Raw genomic sequence first — 22,410 nt, forward strand, 5'->3', positions numbered from 1 at the left:
GACATCCTCAAGGGCCGGCTCTCCTCGCGGTATGCGGCCGAGGTCCTGCCCGGCGCCCAGATCGTGAAGGCCTTCAACCACCTTCCCGCCCGGACACTGGCCGCCGAAGTGCCCTCCGGCCAGGGCAAGCGCGTGGTCTTCGTCTCCAGCGACTCCGACGAGGCCGGCTCCCAGATCGCCGAGCTCGCCCGCACACTCGGCCTGTCGCCGGTGGAACTCGGCAGGATCGACGAAGGCGGACGCCTCATCGAGGTTCCAGGCGCACTGGTGCTCAGGAACTTCACCGAACAGCCGCTCACCTGAGTGGCCGCGTTCCGCCTCCCACGGGCGGCACGGCCGGCCCCGACGAACCGTCCCGCCTCAGTGTCCGGCGTCACCGGCCACACCGCGGCGGCCGGCTCCCGGCCAGGTTGTCGCGCCGAAGCGCTCTCCATGGATGAGACCGCACTACGCAACGCTCACGCGTGAGCAGCGAAACCCGCCGGCACACCCATCCTCCACGAACGCCGGTCCCTCAAAACTGGGGCGGTCCGAGTCACTCTCCAGAAAGGTATGCCCCGTGTTTGTCTTCGCCGCCGTACTGAGCGTTCTGCTCGCCGTTGTCGGGCTGGCCGCCGGACTACCGAAAGCCCTGCTCAAGGGCGGCATCCCAGCCCAGTTGCAGTCTCCGGGAGGCCTCAGCGCCCCGCTGGTCCGGTTCATCGGGCTGGCCGAGCTGGCCGCAGCCGTAGGGCTCCTCGCCGGTCTCTTCTGGTGGCCCATCGGCGCCGCCGCCGCCCTGGGATTCGCAGTCGTACTCGTCGGAGCCGTCGGCTTCCACGCCAAGTCCGGCGACTACGCCAACCCCGAGACCCGCGGCCACTCGATGGCACCCATCATCCTCGCCATCATCGCGATCGCTGCCGCCGTCACTCTCGTCCTCGCCTCCTGACCAGGGCTGTAAGCCGCGGCGCCGCAGCTCGCCCTTACCCGGCAAAACCGGCCGCGTGATCGCGAGATCGCCTCTCCACGCGGACCGTCACCGTTCATCCGAATCTGCTTCTCGACCACTGACTAAGGAAAAGAAACAATGTCGTCTACGCTCAAGGAATCAGGCACCGCCACCGAGGCCCAGCATGGGATTCGCCCGCCGGCGCGGATGCACCACAACAACTTCTACACCAGCGACCTGGAAGCGACCCGGCACTTCTACGAGGACATCGCAGGCCTGCCCCTGAGGACGTTCTGGATCGAGCCCGTGCCGGAGGGGCAAGGATCGGAGTTCATCGGCCACGCCTTCTTCGGCCTGGCCGACGGCGGGTTCATGGCGTTCATGAACTACTCCGAGGCAGCCGTGCAGGCCACGATGGTCGGCACCGAGCAGCCACCGAGCGTGCACGTCGCGCTCAAGGTCGACGACGAGCAGCAGCAGGAGATCCGCAAGCGAGTGGAAGCGGACGGCTACGAGCACTTCTACATCGACCACGGGGTCCTGCGATCGCTCTACGTCTTCGACCCGAACCGCCTCCTGGTCGAGTTCGCCGTCGACCCCGACGACCACGAGGAGATGTACCGCCTCGAGACCGAGCGCGCCCACCAGATGATGCGCAGGTACATCGCCGGAGACCACACCCCCACCACGCCGGCCAAGAGCTAGGCCGCGAGGCTCACGCACGACCACGGGGGAGCTTGGAACCGAACTCCCCTCCCGCATAGGTCGACACGCCACGCGGCGCGGCTCAAGTGTGCGGTCGCCTCACGTGCTCAGCGGCACGTCGCGCGGCGCGGGACCTGTCGTCGAAGAAGTCCTGGACGGCCGGCATTGCAGCGCGGACGTCCTGTAGCACTGCCTGAACCGTTTCGCTGAATGGAGCACAACGGTTGCTCACCCGCTGCGCAGGACGGAGTCTCACGCCCATGGCTGACTATGGCCACCCGTCGCGGTTCGGAACGTTCATCTCTCCTACCAACTGCCCGGCACAACGGCCGGTCGAGCTGGCGCAGCTCAGTGAGCAGGTCGGCTATCGACTTCGTCACCTTCCAGGATCACTCCGACAACTCCACCTTGCTGGACACCTGGACCCTGCTGAGCTGGGTCGCCGCGCGCACCGAACGAATCGGTGTGTCCGGCGATGTGCTGAGCCTCCCGGCCTACGCCGGTTCGCGTGGAACGGACCCGCGCCCGCACGCTGAGGGTGCCGGGGCCTCTGTCCATGTTTGATCACAAGCTCAAGCGCGTGCTGACATCGCTGACAAAGGAGTATGGAGAAATGCGCATCGGATTCATCGGGGCCGGCCGAGTGACCCAGGTTATGGGCCGCCACCTGCTCAATGCCGGTCACACGATCGCCGTCTGCAACTCGAGAGGGCCCGAGACGCTGGCCGGGTCCATCAAGGAGTTCGGGCCGGGTGCGACCGCAGAAACCAAAGACCAGGTCGTGGAGAGCGACGTCGTGATCATCTCGGTCCGCTGGGGACAGGCCGAAGAAGCACTGCAGGGCGTCGACTGGACCGGACGGATCCTGGTCGACGCGATGAACGCGCACGCCGAGCTCGAGGGCGACGTCAGCTTGGCCGGAGTGACCAAGTCGCGTGCCGTGCTGGCCGAGACCCGCTCGACGTCGAGTGAGTTGGTGGCCCAGTGGGCTCCCGGCGCGCGACTGGTGAAGTCGATCAGTAACGTGCCGATGGAGTGGATCGAGGACTTCAGCGCCGACCGGCCGCGCACGGTCCTGTTCGCGTCCGGCGACGACCCGGAAGCGAAGGACCTGGTCATGGGCATGCTCAGCGGCGCGGGTTTCGCCGCAGTCGATCTGGGGTCGCTCGCCGTCGGCGGCGCGATGCACGAGGTCGGGGCTCCGCTGTCGGGACTCGAGCTGCACCTCATCAAGCGGATGCGCTAGCCGACCGAGCTGAGCAGTCCCGGATCGGCGGGCCTGCCGGGTCTTGGCGGCTACCGAATCATCAACCGCGCGTTCAATGAGTGTCTCCTCGCCGATGTCGCCACGCTGCGGGCCGAACCGGCCGTGTTCGGGCCGGTGGGCATCGGACCCGACGGTTTCACGGCTCATTGACGCCCTTGCCGCAGCCGGACCGAAGACGCTCACCGCGATCCGGTCGGCGCGGGCCGAAACACGCTCGCATGTCTGGGAACTGGCCAGGGCGAACGCTCCCGCCGTCGACGGCTCGGTCATCGTGGACATCGACGGCGTGCTCGTCCTTGCGCACTCCGAGAAGCAGGACGCCACCGCGACCTGGAAGAAGGCCTTCGGCCACCACCCGCTCGCCGCGTTCGTCGACCACGGCCAGGCTGGGTCCGGAGAACCGGTGGCCGCGCTGCTGCGGCCCGGCAACGCAGGCTCCAACACCGCGAGCGACCACATCGAGACAGCTCAACTCGCCCTGGCCCAACTGCCCAGGCCCCTGCGACGGGGCCGTCAGACACTGATCCGCACCGATTCCGCCGGCGGCACCCATGCCTTCCTCGACTGCCTCTCCCGCCAGGGCCGGTGGCTGTCGTATTCCGTCGGAATGACCATCAGCGACGCCATCCACCAAGCCGTCCTGAAGATCCCGAAGGAGGCATGGACACCGGCCTACGACGCCGGCGGCGCCGAGCGGCCCGGCGCCTGGGTCGCCGAGATCACCGACATGCCCGACCTCTCCTCCTGGCCGAAGGGCATGCGGCTGATCGTCCGCAAGGAACGCCCCCACCCCGGGCCCCAGTTGCCATTCACCGACCTCGACGGACTGCGGCTGACCTGCTTTGCGACGAACACCAAGGGCGGCCAGTTCGCCGACCTCGAACTGCGTCCCCGACGGCGGGCCCGCTGCGAGGACCGCATCCGAAACGCCCGCGACACCGGCCTGCACACCCTGCCCCTGCACGACACCGCCCAGAATCAGAGTCCACCGAGTCCTGACCCGCTACAAGCTTGGCGGCGCCGATGCCCGAGGAGGCGCCAGTGATCAGGACGACTGTGTCGGTGAGGCCCATGTGATCGGGGTCCTTGTCGGTGGTCGGTGGGTGTGGGTGCGCAGGAATGCAGCGGCGCGGGTGAGGGCGTCCTCGCCTTCGTCGAGGAGGGCGGCGAAGGCCTGGAAGACGTGGAGGACGTGGGGGGTGACATCGAGGGTGACGGAGACATGGCCGGCGGCGGCGCGGGCGGCGAGCCGTATCGCGTCGTCCAGGAGGTATTCGTGCGAGCCCGCCTGGATGAGCATCGGGGGCAGGCCGGTCAGGTCGGCGTGGACGGGGCTGAGCAAGCCGTTGCGGGGGTCGGCGCCGGCGAGGTAGTCGGCCGCGCGGGTGCGCAGCGCGCCGGGGTTGATCACGGGGTCGAGTCCGGTGTCGTGCGGGAGGTCGGGCACGGTGAGGTCGACCCAGGGGGAGAAGAGGATTGCGCAGGCGGGCTGTGTCAGGTTGTCCAGGTCGCGGGCGGCGAGCATGAGGGCAGTGGCGAGGTTGGCGCCGGCCGACTCGCCGGCCACGGCGATGGGCGCGGTGCCGTGTTCGCCGTCGAGGAGCGCGCGGTATGCGGTCAGGGCATCGTCCAGGGCCGCGGGGTAGGGGTGTTCGGGAGCGAGGCGGTAGTCGACGGAGATCACGCGGGCTCCGGCCTTGCGGGCCAGATTGGCCGCCAGGCCCGCCGAGTCCTGCGCCGAGCCGACCACGAAGCAGCCGCCGTGGAAGTACAGGACGGTGCTGTCCGGCGTGGCGCCGTGGGGTTCGATACTCAGGGCGGGAATGCCGTCCAGGGAGAGGGATTCGATGCGGACGCCGTCCGGGACGGGGTTCGCGGCGACCATCTTGGCGAACAGCTCCCGCTGCTCGGTCACCTCGCCGCCGAGGTCGACGGGGGCGTTGCGCAGGATCTGCGCAACGGTCTCGCGCTGCTGCTGACTCATGGGAATTGCCTTCCGGAACGGCCGCGAAGCGGGCGGGGCGTGGGCACGAAGTGCATTAGTGGTAATCTAATTAGAGCTAATGCATATGGCAAATGGAGGCAGCATGGATCTGCGACAGGTGTTCGACGACCTAGTGCGCTTCGAGACCGACCTGTGGAACGAGATCGACGCCCGGCTCCGCCGCGAGGCAGACCTCTCGCTGGGCAGCTTCAATGTGATGCTCGTCGTCGAGCGCACCGACAACTGCCGGGTAAACGAGATCGCCGCGGCTCTGTCGATCACGATCGGCGGCGCGAGCCAGGCCGTCGACCGGCTGGAGAAGAACGGCCGGTGCGCACGCCGGCCCAACCCTGCCGACCGCCGCTCCTCGATCGTCCGGCTCACCGAAGCCGGCAGCACGCTGACCCGTGACGCCGGCCGGATCTTCGACGAGGAACTCGCCGACCGCATCGCCGCCCCGCTCACCACCGTGCAACTGGGCCACCTGGTAACGGCGCTCACCACGCTGCGTACCGCCACGCCCCACCGGGCCGACACCACCCGCAATCCCTGACCCCCGGAGGAAGTTATGACTGCCACACTCGACCACGCCCGCGCGGTGCGCTTCGACCGCTTCGGGGACCGCGACGTCCTCTACCTCGCCGACGTCCCCATCCCCCGCCCCGCCGCCGACGAAGTCCTGGTCGAGGTCAGGGCCGCGGGCATCAACCCGGGTGAGACCGCCATCCGATCGGGCGCCCTGCACCACCGGTTCCCCGCCACCTTCCCCTCCGGGCAGGGCAGCGACCTGGCCGGCGTGGTCCTCGAAACCGGCAGAGACGTCACCGAATTCGCGCCCGGCGACGAGGTCCTCGGCTACTCATGGCAGCGCTCCAGCCATGCCACCCATGCCGCGGTTCCGGCCACCCAACTGATCCGCAAGCCCAGGGAGCTCAGCTGGCCCGTCGCAGGCAGCCTCTACGTCGCTGCCTGCACCGCCTGGGCCGCCGTCAACGCGATCGGCCCCCAGCCCGGCGAGACTGTCGCCGTCTCCGCCGCCGCTGGCGGCGTCGGCAGCATCGTCGTCCAACTCCTCGCCCTGCACGGCGTCCGCGTCCTGGCCATCGCCTCGCCCACCCGCGCCCCCTGGCTGACAGCCCACGGTGCCGTGCCCGTCCCCTACGGCGACCAGCTCACCGTGGACCTGACCATCGCCGCCCCGCACGGCATCGACGCCTTCATCGACCTGTTCGGACCCCAGTACGTCCAGCTCGCCATCGACCTCGACATCCCGCCCGACCGTATCGAGACGATCATCTCCTTCGAAAAGGCCGCACAGTACGGCACCAAGAACGCCGGCAGCGCCGACGGCTCCACCCACGAAGTTCTCACCAAGATGGCCGCTCACGCCGCGAGCGGCCGTATCGAGATCCCCATCGCCGCCACCTACCCCCTCCACCGCGTCCGCGACGCCTTCGCTGCCCTGGAGCAACGCCACACCCACGGCAAGATCTCGCTCATCCCTTAGCCGCATCACGCCGCCGGCCCACCCGGCGGTGCCTCTGCCGTCGGGCGGGTCAGGCCCACTGCGGCGAAAGCCGCTCGGCCCGAGTGGCCGGCGACCAGCGGGTGGGCCACGTTCGGAGCGAGCGTCATCAGGCTGAAGAAGATCAGCAGTCGCCGGGCCGGGCGGAGTTGTGCGCGCGTGGCGCCGCGCAGGGCCAGGTAGCCAGGAGCAAGGCCATCACCGGCAGGTCCACCGCTGGCGCTCGGTGAAGCGGACGAGCTCCTTCTCACCCGGAGCATGTCGTACAGGCGCTCGGGCGGCCGGTGGAGTACTTCACGTCGTCGGGATCGGCGATGAGCACCGGTCGTGAAGGCCTTGGCAAGTTGGGACACGAGGCGGAAGCGGGCGGTGTGGTACTGGACGGCCGCCTTGCGCTTGCCGGGGCGGCGCGGGTGGACATCGGGCAGGCGTGCGATTCCACGCGCTTGAAGCACCTCGGGAGCGGGGTGTCGGTTGTGCCGGTTCAGTTGTCCTTCATCACGGCAGCTTCGGCGTTCAGCAGGTTCGTTTCGATGGCTTCCCGGTGCGACAGCGCGGCGGCCTGCCCCTTGTCGTCCATGGTGCCGACGGTGAGGGATTCCAGCTCGGCCCAGATCTTCTCGACGGTGCGTCTCAGCGGAACGCCGGCCGGTGTCGCCTCGATGATGGAGACCCGGCCGTCGGTGGGGCCGGCCAGGCGGCGTACGTAGCCGGCTTGTTCGAGACGGCGCACGGTGCGAGCAATGGTAGGTGCGTCGGAGTCGAGGAAGCGTACGAGGTCGATTTGGCGCTGAGGACCGTCGTCCCACAGGCGCATCATCAATAGTTCCTGGCCTGGGTAGAGGCCCGTTTCTCGGAGAAGTTGACCGGCGAGCATTTTATGCAGCCGGGCCACGCGGAAAAGGGCATGACTCAAGGGGCCGTGGCCGAAGACGGGGCCGGAGCCGAGATCGGCTTGTTTCTCTGTGTTCATAGGCGCTCCCCATGTTGCACGGCCTGAGCCGGCCTCTTGTGTCACCCGTGTCGCGACAAGTAGTTGTTCGGATACCTCGGTCGGCCCGCGTCGTTGCGCCGCAGCCCGGTTGGGTGGCGGCCGGGTGTGTGGCGTGGTGGTCGGGCTCCAGGTGCGCCTTTCAGACTTATGCACCGGGCATGGACTGCACCACAGCGGGCTCGTGCCCGCGAGACCCCTGCCCTTGATGAGCTCGCCGGTTCGATCACCGCGGAGTGCAGGAGGGCGCAGGCCGTCGAGGGGCTTGTCGTCGGCCTTATCCCCGAGGGGTGAGGCGGATGACGGGGAGCCGACGGCCTGACCTGCGCTGGTAGGACTCGAAGACCGGGGCTCGGCTGACGGAGCGCGCGAAGGCCGCCTCGTACTCTTGGCCGTCCAGTCGGCGGCGGTTACGGCTACGGTCTTTGCCGCGCCGTTGACGACCGCCTCGATCTCGACGCCGGCGTGGGCGCGCAGATTCACCGCCCAAGACGGCTCGCGGGGCGCGCCCTTGGCCGACGCCACGACGAGCCAGTCCTCGCCGCCCCTGAGAGACATTGCCGGGTTGACTCGTTCGGCCCCGGTCTTGGCACCCCGGGCGTGGAGCAGGACGAGGCTGGCGCCGAAGCCGGCGGAGTCTACCCGGCGCCGCCGCGCGTCCGGGCGGCGCCCCCAGCGAGACTGTCCTGAATTTGGCTCTGTTCCGTTGCCGGTGGTGACGGCAGGCAACGGACGTCGTTGACGTCCTATGCGAGATGTCAACTCCCTTGTGGCAACAGTACTTTCGGGGTTCTCTGCTCTGGTTTTCGATGATGTGGCGGACGGCGGCGAGATGATCCGGGTGTTGCCCGGACCCGGGGTGTTCCCTTCCCTGCCCGATGCGCGGTGTCCCGGCGGGGAAGGTCCACGGTTACCACGGCCGGACGGTGGCGGATGTGCCGGTGGATGGCAGCCGGATCGTGGTCAACGTCCGGGTGCGGCGTCTGGTCTGCCACGTCCCGGGCTGCCGGCGGCAGAACTTCCGCGAGCAGGTTCCTGGGCTGCTGGAGCACCTTCAGCGCCGCACCACGCGTCTGACCGGCCAGGTCTCAGGGGTGGTCAAGGAGTTATGCGGCCGCCCCGCTCATCCGTCTCCTGGTCGCGCCCGTCTCCTACGCCACCGCCCTGCGCGTCCTGCGGCGCATCCCCGCCCCGACGGTGCGGATCCCGCGGGTGATCGGGGTCGCTGACTTCGCCCTGTGCCGCAGCCACCGCTACGCCACCATCATCGACGCCGGGACCGGTGAACGCATCGACGTCCTGCCCGACCGCGAGGCCGCCACCCTGGCAGCCTGGCTGCGCGGGGGGACTTTTGCGAGCCGCAACCTGCGGAAACGTGATCACTCCGCAGGGCTCTCGCAGAACTCTCACAGATGACCGTTCATCAGAGGCATGGTGCTGCCGCGGTCAGCGCACCAGGGGGAGGAAGATCGTGTCGACGATCTCTTCGAGGACGTGGTCGGGCACGGGGGCGAAGGTCGTGAGGAATTCGTGGCGCAGCAGGTCGAAGGGGAGTGACTTGACGCGTTCGGTGAGGAGTTCCGGTTTGATCTCGCCGCGTTCGACGGCGCGGTCGAAGAGTACGTCGACGGCTTCCTTGCGCCCTGTCGTGGTGGGGTTGACCAGGTCGCCGGGGCTGGTTCCGGTCTCCTGGTAGTAGCTGGCCAGGTTCACGCTCATGACGGTGACGAGTTGGAGGCGGGTGGCGCTGATCTCCCGCATGAGGGTGAGGAGGTCCTCCCGCAGGCATCCGGTGTCGGGAACGTCGTGGATGTGTTTGCGCAGGACATGGGGGACGGTCGCCCGGACGAGTGCGTCGCGGTCGGACCATCGGCGGTAGAGGACCGTGGGGCTGGTGCCCGCGCGCTTGACGACGGCGTCCATGGTGAACCGGGCGTAGCCCTTGTCGATGAGTTCTTCCCAGGCCGCGTCGAGCAGCGCCTTCTCCAGTGCCGCTCCGCGCCGTCGCTCGGCCATCCGAACCCCTCACATCCGTTAGATATATTTGCCTATCTAATTCTAGCGGCCTAGTGTGAGCCTCGTAAGATAGAGCAATCTACCCTAAGGGGTGTTCATGAACGCCGAGGGCGCCAAGCCACCACCCGTCGCCGCAGACGCCGACCAGATCGACCCGGCCCTGCGACGTCTGACCTACACCTTGATCATCGGCGCACTCGCCGTCATCTTCGACACCACGATCATGAGCGTCGCCATCGACGGCCTCGCCGGGCAGCTCCACACGTCGCTCAGTACCACCCAGTGGGTGACCACCGCCTACCTGCTGGCCCTGTCCGTCACGATGCCGGCCGTCGGATGGGCTCAGTCGGTCCTGGGCGGCAAACGCCTGTGGATCGCCGGCCTGGGCATGTTCTTCATCGGGTCGCTGCTGTGCGCCGGAGCGTGGAACGTCCAGAGCCTGATCGCCTTCCGGGTGGTCCAGGGCATCGGCGGTGGCACGCTGATGGTGCTGATGTTCACCCTGGTCATGCAGGCGGCCAAGGGCCGCAACATCGGCAAGGTCATGTCCCTGATCACCGTGCCCACCGCCCTGGGCCCGATCATCGGCCCGGTCATCGGCGGTGCCATCCTGCACCTGGGCGACTGGCGCTGGATCTTCCTCTTCAACGTGCCCTTCTGCGTCGTCGGCGGCTACCTCGCCTGGCGCAACCTTCCCGCAGACGGACCCCGGCCCGGCACCCGTCCCCGCCTGGACACCGTGGGGATGCTGCTGCTCTCACCCGGCATCGCCGCCGTCATCTACGGCCTGATACAGCTCTCCGGATCCGACGGCCTGGCCGGCCTCAGGGTGGCCCTGCCCTTGATCGCCGGGGTGGCCCTGCTCGCCGGATACGTCTTCTGGGCGCTGCGGCGCGGACCGGACGCCCTGCTCGACATCCGGCTGCTGCGCCACCGCGCCCTGGCCTCATCCTCGGCGCTGGTGTTCCTGACCGGCGCCGCCCTGTACGGGACCATGCTCCTGCTGCCGCTGTACTGGCAGCAGGTACGCGGCGAATCCGCCCTGGGTGCCGCACTACTGCTCATCCCGACGGGCGTGGGCGCCCTCCTCTCCCGTTCGCTGGCCGGCCGGTACATGGACCGCTTCGGCTCGCGCCCCGTCGCCATCGCCGCCTTCTCCCTCACCTGCGCGGCCACCATGCCGTTCGGCTTCGTCACCGCCTCCACGAGCAACATCGCGCTGATGGCTGTGCTGTTCGTGCGCGGACTCGGGCTGGGAGCGGCCATGATCGCGATCATGGGCGCAGCCTTCGTCGGACTGGAACGCGAGGAGATCCCGGCCGCCTCCAGCATCAGCCGAGTCGCCCAGCAGGTCGGCGGTTCCGTGGGCATCGCGGTCTTGGTCATGATCCTGCAACGTGCCACAGCCGGCGCCCACACGCCCGCCGCCCTGGCCTCCGGATTCGGTGAAGCCTTCTGGTGGTCCACCGCGTTCACCGCCGCGGCCGTTCCGCTGTGCCTCCTGCTGCCGGGCCGACCCAGCCCGGAACCGGAGGTCAAGGACACCGTGCCTGCCGGAGAACCCGCCGAAGCCTGAACGATCGGGGCGTTCTTGGCCGGAGTGCTCGAACAGGACCGTGGCTCTCCCGGGTCCAGCCTCATCTCCGGGAGCCGTCAGTCCTCCGCGCCGTCCTCGTCGTCATCGAATCCGGCCGAGTCCGGGTCCCGCAGCGGGCGCAGGGTGCCGGCCGCCGGCTGGGTGGCGGTGAAGCTGTAGCGACCCAGGACGTTGAGGTTCTTGTGTTCGAGCGGGGGGAGGCGTGCCACAGCGGCCCGGTTTCCGGCCTGATCCGAGCAGGCCGGACGACGTGGGGGCCGGGCACGCGGGTGCCCGGCCCCCACGTCGTCGAACGTCAGGAAACGGGGAACCAGACCGACAGGCGCTGGGCAATGACCGGTCCACCGACGTAGTCCTGCGCAACTTCCTCGACGAACGGGCCGGCAACGGAGACGGGCGGCGGAACGGTACTGGCACTGACCCCGTTGAGCCGCAGGAAGACGCGCATGGCGAGCCAGGCGGTGCGCTTGTTGCCATCGATCAGCGCGTGATTGCGGGCAACGGAGTGCAGCAGCGCCGCCGCCTTCTCGTGCAGCGTGGGATACAGCTCGGCTCCGAACACGTTGGTGCGGGGCCGTTCGACAGCTGACACCAAAACGACACCCTGCAGGCATCGCCGATGTAAGCGTCTCCCCCATGAATTCGCAGGTCAGGAAGCTTGCGAGGGTCGATCCGTCCGCTCGACCCGCAACACGGGGGGAAACAGGTCGAGCAATCCACCCGGACCACAAAACCCCAGGCCAGTCGTCCTTCTTCACCGGCTCCAGGATCGCCACGCACTCCACATGTCGATCCGGGGCTCGTGAGGCGCCGAGAGCGTCACGGCGGAGAACAGTAGGGGCCGCCTGTCGCTGCTCCGGTCCTTGCGGGTGAGGTCGCGGGCATGGTGCGTCAGGTCTTCCGGGTCCGATCTGTTCGGCGCGCGCTCGGCGTGCTGGGCCCACCCGGGCGCGGCGGCCCTCTCGTCGTCTCGCGTCATCGTCCGGCCTCCACCTTTCCCGTCTTCTCCGTGATCGAGGGGGCATCACCTGGGCCGAGCAGGGGGTGCGATGACTTCCGTGTCGCATCGCTCGGCATCCCGGGTGACTGGGCGATCTCGTCTTCGGCGGCTTCGATGATGGCCAGTACGGCGGCCGCCGCGGCCGAGGGATCGCGGGCCTCGACGGCACGCACGATGGCGCGGTGACCCGGCAGTGAGGCTTCCACCGCGCCCGGGGTCTGGGTGCTGACGAGGAAGCTGTGTTCCAGCGCGATGTCGATGGCGCGGCCCAGTGAGCCGAGAAGACGGTTGCCGCTGGCATCGAGCAGGGCCCGATGAAAGGCGATGTCGGCCTCTACGTAGCCGCTGCGGTCGGATTCCGCCGCTGTGGCCTCCATGGCCGCCAGACAGTCGCACAGGGCTCGTACATCGTCGGGATCGGCCCGGTCGGCAGCGAGCCGAGCGGCCTCGGGCTCGACGATCCGGCGCAGTTCACCCGTGTCGCGCAGCAGAGCCGTGGCGTCCCAGGCCTGTTTCCAGCGCAGTACGTCACGGTCCAGGTGGTTCCAGTACTCCGGGGGCAGCACGCGCGTGCCGGTGCGCGGGCGTACGTGCAGCATCCCCTTGGCCACCAGTGACTTGACCGCTTCCCGCAACACCCCTCGGCTGACGCCGGTCTCGGCCGCGAGCGCGTCCTCGACCGGCAACGGATCCTCCGGCTCCCACGCGCCACCCACGATGCGCCGCCCGAGTTCGTCGACCACCCGCTGATGCATGGTCAGGAAGTGCACCACGATCTCTGCTCGCCCCCTGGACATCATTCATCGAATCATTTAATGATTGCCTTACAGGATACGGCCTGCGGGCCCTCACCCGAAAACGCCCCATCGCGCAGCGGACGACGCCAGAGCCACGGGAGTGCCTACATGACCGACGGCCGCAAGAAGAGTCGCAGCCAGGCGTGGTTCGGCGCACAGGGGCGCAGCGGGATGCTGTACCGCTCCTGGATGCGCAACCAGGGGCTCGGGCACGAGGTGTTCGACGGGCGTCCCGTCATCGGCGTCGCGACCAGCGCCTCCGAACTCGCCCCGTGCAACGCCCATCTGACACACGTCGCCGAAGCCGTCAAACGCGGCGTGTGGCAGGCGGGCGGCCTACCGCTTCAGTTTCCTACCATGGCCACCGGCGAGACCCTTATGCGCCCCACCGCCATGCTGTACCGCAACCTCATGGCCATGGAGGTCGAGGAGCTGATCCGGGCCAATCCGCTCGACGGTGTCGTGCTCCTGTCCGGCTGCGACAAGACGACCCCCGCCATGCTCATGGGCGCTGCCAGCGTCGACCTGCCCGCCGTCATGGTCACTGGCGGGCCGATGCTCAACGGTAAGTACCGGGGCCAGGACGTGGGATCCGGCACTCACGTGTGGAAGTTCGAGGAGGACCTGAAGACCGGCCGGATGACCGAGGAGGAGTGCTTCTTCGCGGAGGGGTGCATGGCCCGTTCCAACGGGCACTGCATGACGATGGGTACCGCCTCGACAATGGCCTGCATGGCCGAGGCGCTCGGCATGCAGCTGCCGGGCTCGGCGGCTTGGCCCGCGGTCGACTCCCGGCGGATGGAAACCGCGCAGGCGGCGGGACAGCGCATCGTACGGATGGTGGGGGAGGATCTGCGCCCCTCGCAGATCCTGACCCGGGCGGCGTTCGAGAACGCCATCCGGGTCAACGCGGCCATCGGCGGCTCCACGAATGCCATCATCCATCTCACCGCCATCGCCGGACGGGTCGGCGTCGAGTTGAACCTGCAGGACTTCGACGACCTGGTACGCGCGGTTCCTACCCTGGTCAACCTGATGCCCAGTGGCAAATACCTCATGGAGGACTTCTGCTACGCGGGTGGCCTGCCGGCCGTCATAGCCGAGCTGCTCAGTGGCAAGCTGCTGCTCGGCGAACAGATCACGGTCACCGGACACACCCTCGCCGAGAACACCGAGAATGCCGAACGCATCGTCTCCGACGTCATCACCGGCCTCGAAGCCCCCTTCCAGCCTGCGGGCACCGGTATCGCCGTCCTGCGCGGCAACCTGTGCCCCGACGGCGCTGTGATCAAGCAGTCCGCCGCGTCACCGCACCTGCTCACCCACCGAGGTCCTGCGCGCGTCTTCGACTCCCCCGAGGCCTATCATGCGGTGGCCGACGACCCGGAACTCGACGTCGACGAGAACACCGTCATCGTCATCCGCAACGCTGGCCCCAAGGGCTATCCCGGTATGCCCGAGGTCTCCAACGTCCCGCTGCCGGCCAAGCTGCTGAAGGCCGGCATCAAGGACATGGTGCGCGTCTGCGACGGTCGGATGAGTGGCACCGGGTACGGGACGGTGATCCTGCACGTAGCGCCCGAGGCCGCGGTCGGTGGCCCTCTCGCCCTGGTGTGCGACGGGGACCCCGTCGTCCTCGACGTCCCGAACCGCACCCTGGATCTGGACGTGGACGACGCCGAGCTCACGCGACGCCGCCAGACATGGAGGGCACCCGCTGAGCGGTATACCAGCGGCTATGCCTGGCTCTACACCCAGAACGTGGAACAAGCGGACCAGGGCGCCGACTTCGGCTTCCTGCGAGGAAGCCGTGGTCACGAGGTCCCCCGCGACTCCCACTGAGCCCGCCCCAGGCGACCGCATCCCTCGGACCCAGGAGAGCATTGATCGTGGAACCGGAAACAACGCGCCCCCGTCCGGTGCTCACAACCGGCTCCGTCCTGCCGGAGGACGCCGACCGAGCCGCCCTCGTCGCGCGCGTCCACAGCCCGGAATGGGACGGACCGTGTGTGGCCGCGGTCCGCGGAGAGCACGTCGTCGACCTGACGGCCATCGCGCCCACTGTCTCCGACCTCATGGAACGCCACGACGCGGCGGCAGTCGTCCGCGAGGCCGACGGCGGACACGTCTGGCGCCTGGACGAACTGGTCGAGGCACCGAAGGACCGCCGTGACGTCCCGCATCTGCTCACCCCCATCGACCTGCAGGTGATCAAGGCCGCTGGCGTCACCTTCGCCCGCAGTCTGCTGGAACGCGTCATCGAAGAGCGCACGGGCGGCGATCCGGCGCAGGCGGCGCGGGTGCGGGCCCGCATCGGGCAGGTGGTGGGCGGCACGATCGACGGCATCCGTCCCGGATCGCCGGAAGCCGACAAGGCCAAGGAACTGCTCGTCGCCGAAGGACTGTGGTCGCAGTACCTGGAGGTCGGGATCGGGCCCGACCCCGAAGTGTTCACCAAGGCCCCGGTACTGTCCGCGGTCGGCAGCGGCGCCGACATCGGAGTGCTCGGTGCCTCGGTGTGGAACAACCCTGAGCCCGAGGTCGTCCTCGTCGTGGACTCGCGCGGCCAGGTACGCGGCGCGACGCTCGGAAACGACGTCAACCTCCGCGACATCGAGGGCCGCAGCGCCCTGCTGCTGTCCCGTGCGAAGGACAACAACGCCTCGTGCGCGATCGGCCCGTTCATCCGCCTGCTCGACGAGGGCTTCGACCTCGACACCGTGCGCGGACTCGACATCGACCTGCGGATCGACGGCTCGGACGGCTACGTACTGCATGGCAGCAGTTCCATGCGTGAGATCAGCCGCGACGTACTGGACCTGGTGGCCGCTACCCACGGTCCGCACCATCAATACCCGGACGGTTCCGTCTTGTTCACCGGAACGCTGTTCGCCCCCACTGAGGACCGACAGGCACCCGGCGCGGGCTTCACCCACGAGTACGGCGATGTCGTGCGGATCTCCAGCCCGCGACTCGGCACTCTGATCAACACCGTCATTCCCAGCGAGCTGGCCGCGCCCTGGACGTTCGGTGTACGAGCGCTGATGCACAGCCTCGCTCGGCGCGGCGTGCTGTGAGATGACGGAAACCCATACGGCCACCACCGAGTCCGGGGTGGGATGCCTGACGTCGGGGGCCCGGCGTCACGTATTACTGACCGGGTCGGTGAACTCGAACATTGGCAACGAGTGGTGTTGGTCATGTGCCCGTGTGCCCGCGATACCGGTATGGTTCGCCGCGAAGAACACTTTCCTGTCCTGGACGGCGGGCGGCTTGCCGCCGCCGCGCCCGAAGGATCGAGAGATGACGTCGGGGCCCGTTCATGACGTCGCGGGTGGCGCGCAGGGCCCACTGACCCAGCGGTTCACCCACACCCCGTAGGTCCTCATCGCCGCAGAGCCGACGGCGAAGGGAGCTTCCTTCTTCAAGCGTGGGTGCTTGCTCTGCACGATACTCCGGGTGTACGTGCACCACCCCGCGTGATCACGGGTCACCAAGGAAGTGACGGACTCGGACCAGCACACGTCCGGCCCCGCGGTCCCGTGTGCGCAGCGCCACCGCTGCTGCGACGTGCGCTGCGCCGGCCCGGTTCATGCCTGATCAACCGGCTCCTGCCCGACCGTGGCGTGCAGGCGTCGTGTGTGATCCACGTGGCGCTCGGCTCCGGTCAACGTGACCCTGGCCGTCAGGCGTGGATCCGCGCTGGAGGCGGCCAATCGCACTTCCAGCTCGCCCGGCTCGACGACGCGCCGATTGTCGCGTCCGGTGAAGGATGCGACGTCGGCCGGGACCGTGACACGAAGGCGCCGGGCCTCACCCCGCTTCAGCTCGACCCGGGCGTAGCCGACGAGGCGCTGCACCGGCTGGACGATGGAGGCGACCGGGTCGTGCAGGTAGACCTGGACGATCTCGGTTCCGGACCGCCCGCCTGCATTGCGGACGGTGAAGGTGAAGGTGAACTCACCGTCCGTCAGGGCCTCTTCGACGTCCACGGTCAGATCTGTCCAGTCGAACCGCGTATAGGACAGACCGTGACCGAAGGCGAACGCGGGGGTTGGGTCGCTGTTGGACACCTCGCTGGCGTGCGCGAGCCGCGCCCCGAGGTACGTGGCCGGCTGGGAGCCCGGCCCGCGCGGCACGCTGACCGGAAGGCGTCCGGAGGGATCGATACGGCCGCTGAGCACTCCGGCGATCGCGTGAGTGCCCTCCTCACCCGGGAAGAAGGACTGCACGATCGCGGCGGACTCCTCCACGGCACGGCCGAGGGCGTACGGTCGTCCCGCGAGCAGCACGGTGACCACGGGTGTCTCCAGGTCGAGCAGGGTGTCGAGCAGTTGCTGCTGCGCGCCGGGCAGCGCCAGCGTCTCGACGTCACATCCCTCGCCACTGGTGCCCCGTCCGAAGAGCCCGGCGCGGTCGCCGAGCACCACCAGGGCGATGTCAGCCTCACGTGCCACACGGGAGGCCTCACGGATGCCGGAGAGATCTCCGTCGTCGATTCCGGTGCCGCGGGCGACCGTGATCTCGGCGTCGGGGAACTCGATGGCGAGAGTGTCGCGCAGCGTGGGCAGTTCGATGCCGAGTGGGGTCTCGGGGTGGCGGACGCCGATGTGCTGGGGGAAGGAGTAACAACCCAGTACGGCGACGGGCTCGTCGGCGTTGGGACCGAGCAGGGCGATGCGGCGCGGCCTCTCGAGCGGCAGGGTGCCGTCGTTGCTCAGCAGCACCACCGCTTTCTCGGCGACCGTGCGGGCCAGCGCGCGGTTCTCCGGACCATCCAGGTCGATCCGGCCGCGCACGGCGGCCGGATCGTTCAGGTCTGCCCCGTGGAGCGCGGCCGGCAACGGGTTCCAGTCCGGGTCGAGCAGACCGAGTATCGCCTTCTGGGTGAGTATCCGGCGCAGGGCGCGATCGACCAACGCCTCCGGAACGCGGCCGTCCGCGACGGCTTCGGCCAGGGGCGCACCGTATGCCTTGACATTGGGCAGTTCGACGTCGATGCCCGCGTGCAGCGCCGTGCCGGCGGCGTCTGCCCAGTCGACTGCGATGCCGTGCAGGGTCTTCAGGAAGGCGATGGCGAAGTAGTCGGCGACGACGGTGCCGTCGAAGCCCCACGTGTCGCGCAGCAGCCCGGTGAGCAGATCCTCGTCGGCCGCGGAGGGCATGCCGTCTGTGTCGGTGTACGCGTTCATCACCGACCGGGCCCGACCTTCACGGACAGCCATCTCGAAGGGAGGCAGCAGCACGTCGGCGCGCTCACGCGGGCCCACGGAAGCGGGAGCGAGGTTACGACCGGCTCGGGAGGCCGAGTAGCCGACGAAGTGTTTGAGGGTAGCGGCGATCCCGGCCGACTCAAGACCCTGCACGTATGCCGTCCCGATGGTGCCGACGAGGTACGGGTCTTCGCCGATGGTCTCCTCGACCCGGCCCCAGCGGGCGTCGCGCACAACATCCAGGACGGGCGCGAGTCCCTGGTGGACGCCGACGGAACGCATGTCGCGGCCGATGGCGGTGGCCATGCGCCGCACCGTTTCCGGATCGAAGGTGGCGCCCCAGGAAAGCGGAACGGGGTAGGCCGTCGCCCCCCAGGCGGCGAAGCCTGCCAGACACTCGTCATGCGCGAGAGCGGGGATGCCGAACCGGTTCGTGGCGGCGATACGGGTCTGTGTGCGGGCCAGGGAGAGCGCGCCCAGGGCGGGGTCGACCGGGACCGTGCCGAACGGACGGGTCAGCTGGCCCAGTCCGGAGGGCAGCAGTGCGTCGAGATCGACGGCCTCCTCCATGTCGTGCTGATGAGGGGCTACCTCACCGCCCTGATCGGAGGCGCCCACCCACACTCCGTACAGTTGGGCGGTCTTCTCCTGAAGGGTCATCGCGTCGATCAGGGCGTCGACTCTCGCGGTGGCCGAAAGACGGAGGTCGTTCCAGAGGGAGATTCCGGGAATGTTCTCTACAGTCACGTTGGCGTTCCTTTTCTCCCACGCCCCTCAGCCCCTTGACCAGGGCGCGACGGACGAACAGGTGAACGAGTAGGACTCGAGACGGGGCAGGTTGTGTCCCGGCTCCGGCCCTGATCCGCTTCGCCCGGGGACGAGGCCGCTTGTACTTCCGGGGTGATGCATGCCGTCCCGGCCGAGCTGGTGGATGAGGTGCGGGCCGGGATCGGGACGCAGGCACCGGCTGCGGAGCCCGGCTTGCCGCGTCCCTCCTGTCGGACATCGCTCCTGCACTTTCAAAGGTCTTGGACCACAGGCCGGCCCCCGGTCACAGCGTCAGCGCAAGCGTCGGTCAACGGCTGAATCCGGCAGTCAGACCGCTCAGCAGCTGGCGACGGCCGAACGCGTACAGCACCAGGAGGGGCAGTGTGGTGAGGACGACGGCGGCGAGAACGGCAGGGACATTGACCCCGTACTGGCCCTGGAAGGTCCACAGTGCGAGCGGCAGGGTCCGGCGGTCAGGGCTTTGGGTGAGGATCAGGGGCAGCAGGAATCCGTTCCAGATGGTCAGCGCGTTGAAGATCGTCACGGTGAGGATCGCCGGTCGGGTGAGCGGTGCCGCGAGCCGCCACAGCGTCGTCCATTCGGTGGCGCCGTCGACCCGCATCGAGTCGAAAAGCTCTTTGGGCACGTCGCGGATGAAGTTCCCGAGCACCAGCACGGACAGCGGTACGGCGAAGGCGATCGACGGAAGGATCAGCGCCAGCAGACTGTCGTACAGATGTAGTTTGATGATGATCAGGTAAACCGGGATCACCGTCGCCTGAAGCGGGATGGCCAGGCCCATGAGGAACAGCCCGTTGATCGCACGAAGGCCCCGCATGTGCCAGCCGCGAACGATCGCGTAAGCGGCCATGAAGGAGATCACGACCGCCGGCACCACGGCGCCGGCGGTGACGACGAGGCTGTTGACGAAGTAGCGAAGGAAGTCGGACTCGATGACCAGCCGGTAGTTGTCGAGTGTCGGGTCGGCCGAAGGTACCAGCGGGTTGCTCGCGTAGTAGCGGTTCTGGGCCTTGAGGCTGGTGATGAGGGTCCAGTACAGGGGTACGGCGACGATGACGAGCCAGACCCATCCGGCCAGGCCGCCGGCCCAGTTGCGCCGGCGGGAGTGGCGTTGCCGCATGCGGCGGGTGGTCTTCTGCGGTTGTCGCGGCTCGGTCGGCGTGATGGTCACGTCAGGCCCCCTCGAGTTGGCTCGCGCCGGCGTCCCGGCCGCCGAGCCGACGCAGCAGCAGGGCGAGGGCCAGACCCACCAGGACCAGGATGACCGCGATGACGCTGGCCGGTCCCATCAGGCTGGCCTGGAATCCCCGCTTGTACATGTCCAGGGCCAGGACCCGGGTGGCGTCGCCAGGGCCGCCCTCGGTCAGGACGTAGACGAGGTCGAAGAAGGTCAGCGACCCGACCACCATCAGCGTGGACGAGGTGATGATGGTGTATCTCAGCTGGGGCAGAGTGATGCTGAAGAACTGCCGGATCCGCCCGGCTCCGTCCAACTGCGCCGCCTCGTAAAGGAACTTCGGAATCTGCTGGACACCCCCCTGGTAGATCAGGGAGTGGAACGGGACGAACTGCCAGGAGACGACGAAGACGACGACCCCGAATGCGAGCCCGGGCCGCCCCAGCCAGTCCTGGCTGAGCACCGGGATCTTCAGCCCGGCACCGAGCCCGAAGTTGGGGTCCAGCAGGGCCTTGTACGCGATCGCGATCGCCGCCGAGCTGAGCATCAGCGGGACGAAGTACACCACGCCCAGCACAGCACGATAGCGCTGGCGGCCTGCCATGAACGTGCCGAGCAGAATACTCAGCGGCGTCTGAACAGCCCAGGACACGGCCATTACCAGAAACGTCACCCAGAGGGCGTGCGGCAGCCCGGGGTCGGTGAGCACCGCACGCCAGCTGGTGAGCCCCGACGGGTGGATGGCGCCGATCCCGTCCCACGTGGTGAAGCTCAGCGCGAAGACACCGACGAGTGGAATCACGGCGAAGCCGACGAAGACCACCAGCGCCGGCGTCGCCAGCCACGGCAGGATGCTGCGCGGTTCGCGGCGCGGCGGATGGCCGGCGAGGTAGGTCATTTGGCGGTGGCCGCGTTGAGGTTGCTGGCGAACTGCTTTGGACTGATCGACAGTTGAAACAACTTGGCGATGTTGTCCAGCAGTGTCTCGGCGGCCGCCGGACTGAGCGCTTGGTCCCAGGACTGGCCGAACACCTTGGTCTTGCTGGCGATGTCGTAGGTGAACTGCAGAAAATCGGCGTTCTTGGAGGCGGCCAGCAGCTTCTCCGTGCCGAGCCGGATCGGGACCGACCCGTTGTCGATCCACTTCTTCGCCTCCTCGTCCTGGAGGACGCCTGAGGCGAAGAATTCTTGGGCGACCTTCTTCTCCTCGGCGCTGGCCTTCGAGGAGATGGACAGGTACTGGGCCGGGTTGCCGACGGTGTTGCCGGGATCGCCCTTGCCGCCGTCCACGGGCGGGAAGTTCATGTAGTCCAACGCGCCACTGGAGACGAAATCCCCGCCGTCGGCCTGCTGGATGCCGTACGACCAGGCTCCGTGCAACATCATCGCGGCCTTGCCGCGGTACAGCAGTGCCTGGTCGGCGTTGGAGTCCGCGGTGATCGAGGAGAAGCCCTTGACGAACCCGTCGGCTTCGACCAGCTCCTGCACTGTCGTCAACGCGGTGATGGCGTCCGGGTTGGACCAGGCGTTCTTCTCGCCTTCCATGACGGCCTGGAACACCTCGGGGCCGCCGATACGGTCGAACAGGAACTCCAACCACATCATGTTCGTCCACCGGGACTGGCCACCGAGTGAGAACGGCGCTATGCCCTTCGCGTTGAACCGGGGCACCAGTGCCATGACATCGGCCCAGGACTGAGGTGGTTCCACGCCGACCTGGTCGAAGACCCTCTTGTTGTAGTAGAGAACGATCGGCTGCACGACCTCGCACGGCATCGCGTAGATCTTGCCGTCGACGGTTGCCGCGCCGAACGAGGACGGGAACAACCCCTTCTTGACTTCGGAGTGCTCGCCGAACCACGAGGTGAGGTCCTCGACCTGGCCCGCTTCCACGTAGGTGCGCAGCGTCCCGCCACCCCAGCCCCAGATGATGGTGGGCGCCTGCCCGGCACCGATGGCGGTCTTGATCTTCGTCTTGTACGCGTCGTTCTGGAAGGTGGTGTCCTTGATCCGTTCCTTCGGGTGGGCCTTGTTGAAGGCGTCCACCGCGCCGGCTCTGACACCTTCCTGTGGCTGACCGTTCAGGTACCAGTACGTGCTCCCACCGCCGCTGCCGCTGGGACCGGACGAGCCGCAGGCCGTCAGCGCCGCGGAGACCGGCACGCCAGCTGCCAGGCCGAGGAGGGTACGTCTGGAGAGCGCCATGTCTTTCCTCCGCACTCGAGAGCCACCGGCTTCTCGTGAGTCATGGTGAAAGGTTTTCGAAAGCAGTCTTCTCCGAGCTCTGTTCATGCAAGTTAGGTTTTGAGTTGACGCCCTGTCAATACACGTGCAGGCATGCACTGTCTGACCTGATACAGCTGCGTGGCAGCGAGTGAGAACGACCCTCGACAGGGACCGAAACCATTTCGAAAAGGG

General features: G+C 68.1%; 17 protein-coding genes and 5 pseudogenes. 11 read left to right on the top strand and 11 right to left on the bottom strand.

Going from position 1 to position 22,410, the window contains the following annotated elements; all coding sequences use genetic code 11:
- The 5 genes and pseudogenes from AB0I52_RS24015 to AB0I52_RS24035 form a co-directional block, all read left to right on the top strand.
- A pseudogene (locus AB0I52_RS24015) lies at positions 1-303 on the top strand (hypothetical protein); the annotation flags it as partial.
- A 256-nt stretch (positions 304-559) separates the two neighbouring features.
- The gene (locus AB0I52_RS24020) at positions 560-931 is read left to right on the top strand and encodes a DoxX family protein (RefSeq protein WP_363075742.1); all 372 of its coding nucleotides are present in this window, start codon (positions 560-562) and stop codon (positions 929-931) included.
- 138 nt (positions 932-1,069) lie between these two features.
- Positions 1,070-1,636 (top strand): VOC family protein, encoded by a 567-nt coding sequence (locus AB0I52_RS24025; RefSeq protein WP_363075744.1) that lies wholly within the window; start codon positions 1,070-1,072, stop codon positions 1,634-1,636.
- Between the two features lie 508 nt (positions 1,637-2,144).
- The gene (locus tag AB0I52_RS24030; protein ID WP_363075746.1) at positions 2,145-2,882 is read left to right on the top strand and encodes an NAD(P)-binding domain-containing protein; all 738 of its coding nucleotides are present in this window, start codon (positions 2,145-2,147) and stop codon (positions 2,880-2,882) included.
- 78 nt (positions 2,883-2,960) lie between these two features.
- Positions 2,961-3,885, top strand: a pseudogene (locus AB0I52_RS24035) (IS1380 family transposase); the annotation flags it as partial.
- Positions 3,886-3,948: 63 nt separating this feature from the next.
- Here the strand turns inward: AB0I52_RS24035 and AB0I52_RS24040 are convergent.
- Positions 3,949-4,887 (bottom strand): alpha/beta hydrolase, encoded by a 939-nt coding sequence (locus AB0I52_RS24040; RefSeq protein WP_363075747.1) that lies wholly within the window; start codon positions 4,885-4,887, stop codon positions 3,949-3,951.
- 103 nt (positions 4,888-4,990) lie between these two features.
- Here AB0I52_RS24040 and AB0I52_RS24045 point away from each other — a divergent pair, with 103 nt between their 5' ends.
- Both AB0I52_RS24045 and AB0I52_RS24050 read left to right on the top strand, forming a co-directional pair.
- Positions 4,991-5,440, top strand: coding sequence for a MarR family winged helix-turn-helix transcriptional regulator (locus tag AB0I52_RS24045; protein WP_363075749.1), 450 nt, complete (start codon positions 4,991-4,993; stop codon positions 5,438-5,440).
- A 15-nt stretch (positions 5,441-5,455) separates the two neighbouring features.
- The gene (locus AB0I52_RS24050) at positions 5,456-6,394 is read left to right on the top strand and encodes an NADP-dependent oxidoreductase (protein ID WP_363075751.1); all 939 of its coding nucleotides are present in this window, start codon (positions 5,456-5,458) and stop codon (positions 6,392-6,394) included.
- A 502-nt stretch (positions 6,395-6,896) separates the two neighbouring features.
- Here the strand turns inward: AB0I52_RS24050 and AB0I52_RS24055 are convergent.
- Positions 6,897-7,385, bottom strand: a complete 489-nt coding sequence (locus tag AB0I52_RS24055) for a MarR family transcriptional regulator (protein ID WP_363075876.1) — start codon at positions 7,383-7,385, stop codon at positions 6,897-6,899.
- Between the two features lie 432 nt (positions 7,386-7,817).
- A pseudogene (locus AB0I52_RS24060) lies at positions 7,818-8,165 on the bottom strand (nitroreductase/quinone reductase family protein); the annotation flags it as partial.
- Between AB0I52_RS24060 and AB0I52_RS24065 the strand changes: the two are divergent.
- Positions 8,152-8,838 (top strand): annotated as a pseudogene (locus AB0I52_RS24065) (ISL3 family transposase); the annotation flags it as partial. The pseudogenes AB0I52_RS24060 and AB0I52_RS24065 overlap by 14 nt on opposite strands.
- An 11-nt stretch (positions 8,839-8,849) precedes the next feature.
- Here the strand turns inward: AB0I52_RS24065 and AB0I52_RS24070 are convergent.
- On the bottom strand, positions 8,850-9,419 hold the full coding sequence (locus tag AB0I52_RS24070) for a TetR/AcrR family transcriptional regulator (RefSeq protein WP_363075753.1): 570 nt from the start codon (positions 9,417-9,419) through the stop codon (positions 8,850-8,852).
- Positions 9,420-9,516: 97 nt separating this feature from the next.
- Here AB0I52_RS24070 and AB0I52_RS24075 point away from each other — a divergent pair, with 97 nt between their 5' ends.
- Positions 9,517-10,995, top strand: coding sequence for an MDR family MFS transporter (locus AB0I52_RS24075; RefSeq protein ID WP_363075755.1), 1,479 nt, complete (start codon positions 9,517-9,519; stop codon positions 10,993-10,995).
- Between the two features lie 77 nt (positions 10,996-11,072).
- On the opposite strand, the gene AB0I52_RS24080 is transcribed toward AB0I52_RS24075, so the two are convergent.
- From AB0I52_RS24080 to AB0I52_RS24090, 3 genes and pseudogenes are all read right to left on the bottom strand, one after another.
- Positions 11,073-11,225 carry a hypothetical protein gene (locus AB0I52_RS24080; RefSeq protein ID WP_363075757.1) on the bottom strand — a complete coding sequence of 51 codons (153 nt, stop codon included), beginning with the start codon at positions 11,223-11,225 and terminating at the stop codon, positions 11,073-11,075.
- Positions 11,226-11,311: 86 nt separating this feature from the next.
- Positions 11,312-11,614, bottom strand: a pseudogene (locus AB0I52_RS24085) (type II toxin-antitoxin system death-on-curing family toxin); the annotation flags it as partial.
- Positions 11,615-11,991: 377 nt separating this feature from the next.
- On the bottom strand, positions 11,992-12,816 hold the full coding sequence (locus AB0I52_RS24090) for a FadR/GntR family transcriptional regulator (protein WP_363075759.1): 825 nt from the start codon (positions 12,814-12,816) through the stop codon (positions 11,992-11,994).
- Positions 12,817-12,921: 105 nt separating this feature from the next.
- On the opposite strand from AB0I52_RS24090, the gene AB0I52_RS24095 reads away from it, so the two are divergent.
- Together AB0I52_RS24095 and AB0I52_RS24100 are read left to right on the top strand one after the other, a co-directional pair.
- Positions 12,922-14,655, top strand: a complete 1,734-nt coding sequence (locus tag AB0I52_RS24095; RefSeq protein WP_363075761.1) for an IlvD/Edd family dehydratase — start codon at positions 12,922-12,924, stop codon at positions 14,653-14,655.
- 47 nt (positions 14,656-14,702) lie between these two features.
- The gene (locus AB0I52_RS24100) at positions 14,703-15,890 is read left to right on the top strand and encodes a fumarylacetoacetate hydrolase family protein (RefSeq protein ID WP_363075763.1); all 1,188 of its coding nucleotides are present in this window, start codon (positions 14,703-14,705) and stop codon (positions 15,888-15,890) included.
- 513 nt (positions 15,891-16,403) lie between these two features.
- On the opposite strand, the gene AB0I52_RS24105 is transcribed toward AB0I52_RS24100, so the two are convergent.
- The 4 genes from AB0I52_RS24105 to AB0I52_RS24120 form a co-directional block, all read right to left on the bottom strand.
- The gene (locus tag AB0I52_RS24105) at positions 16,404-18,773 is read right to left on the bottom strand and encodes a glycoside hydrolase family 3 N-terminal domain-containing protein (protein ID WP_363075765.1); all 2,370 of its coding nucleotides are present in this window, start codon (positions 18,771-18,773) and stop codon (positions 16,404-16,406) included.
- 328 nt (positions 18,774-19,101) lie between these two features.
- Positions 19,102-19,986 carry a carbohydrate ABC transporter permease gene (locus tag AB0I52_RS24110; protein ID WP_363075767.1) on the bottom strand — a complete coding sequence of 295 codons (885 nt, stop codon included), beginning with the start codon at positions 19,984-19,986 and terminating at the stop codon, positions 19,102-19,104.
- 1 nt (position 19,987) lies between these two features.
- Complete coding sequence (locus tag AB0I52_RS24115; protein WP_363075769.1) at positions 19,988-20,890, bottom strand: sugar ABC transporter permease; 903 nt, start codon at positions 20,888-20,890, stop codon at positions 19,988-19,990.
- Positions 20,887-22,197: an extracellular solute-binding protein gene (locus AB0I52_RS24120; RefSeq protein WP_363075771.1), complete on the bottom strand. Its 1,311-nt coding sequence runs from the start codon at positions 22,195-22,197 to the stop codon at positions 20,887-20,889. Before AB0I52_RS24120 ends, AB0I52_RS24115 begins: the two co-directional genes overlap by 4 nt.
- Positions 22,198-22,410 lie beyond the last annotated feature (213 nt).

Origin of the sequence: Streptomyces sp. NPDC050423 (assembly GCF_040655445.1) — a bacterium.
Classification (GTDB): domain Bacteria; phylum Actinomycetota; class Actinomycetes; order Streptomycetales; family Streptomycetaceae; genus Streptomyces.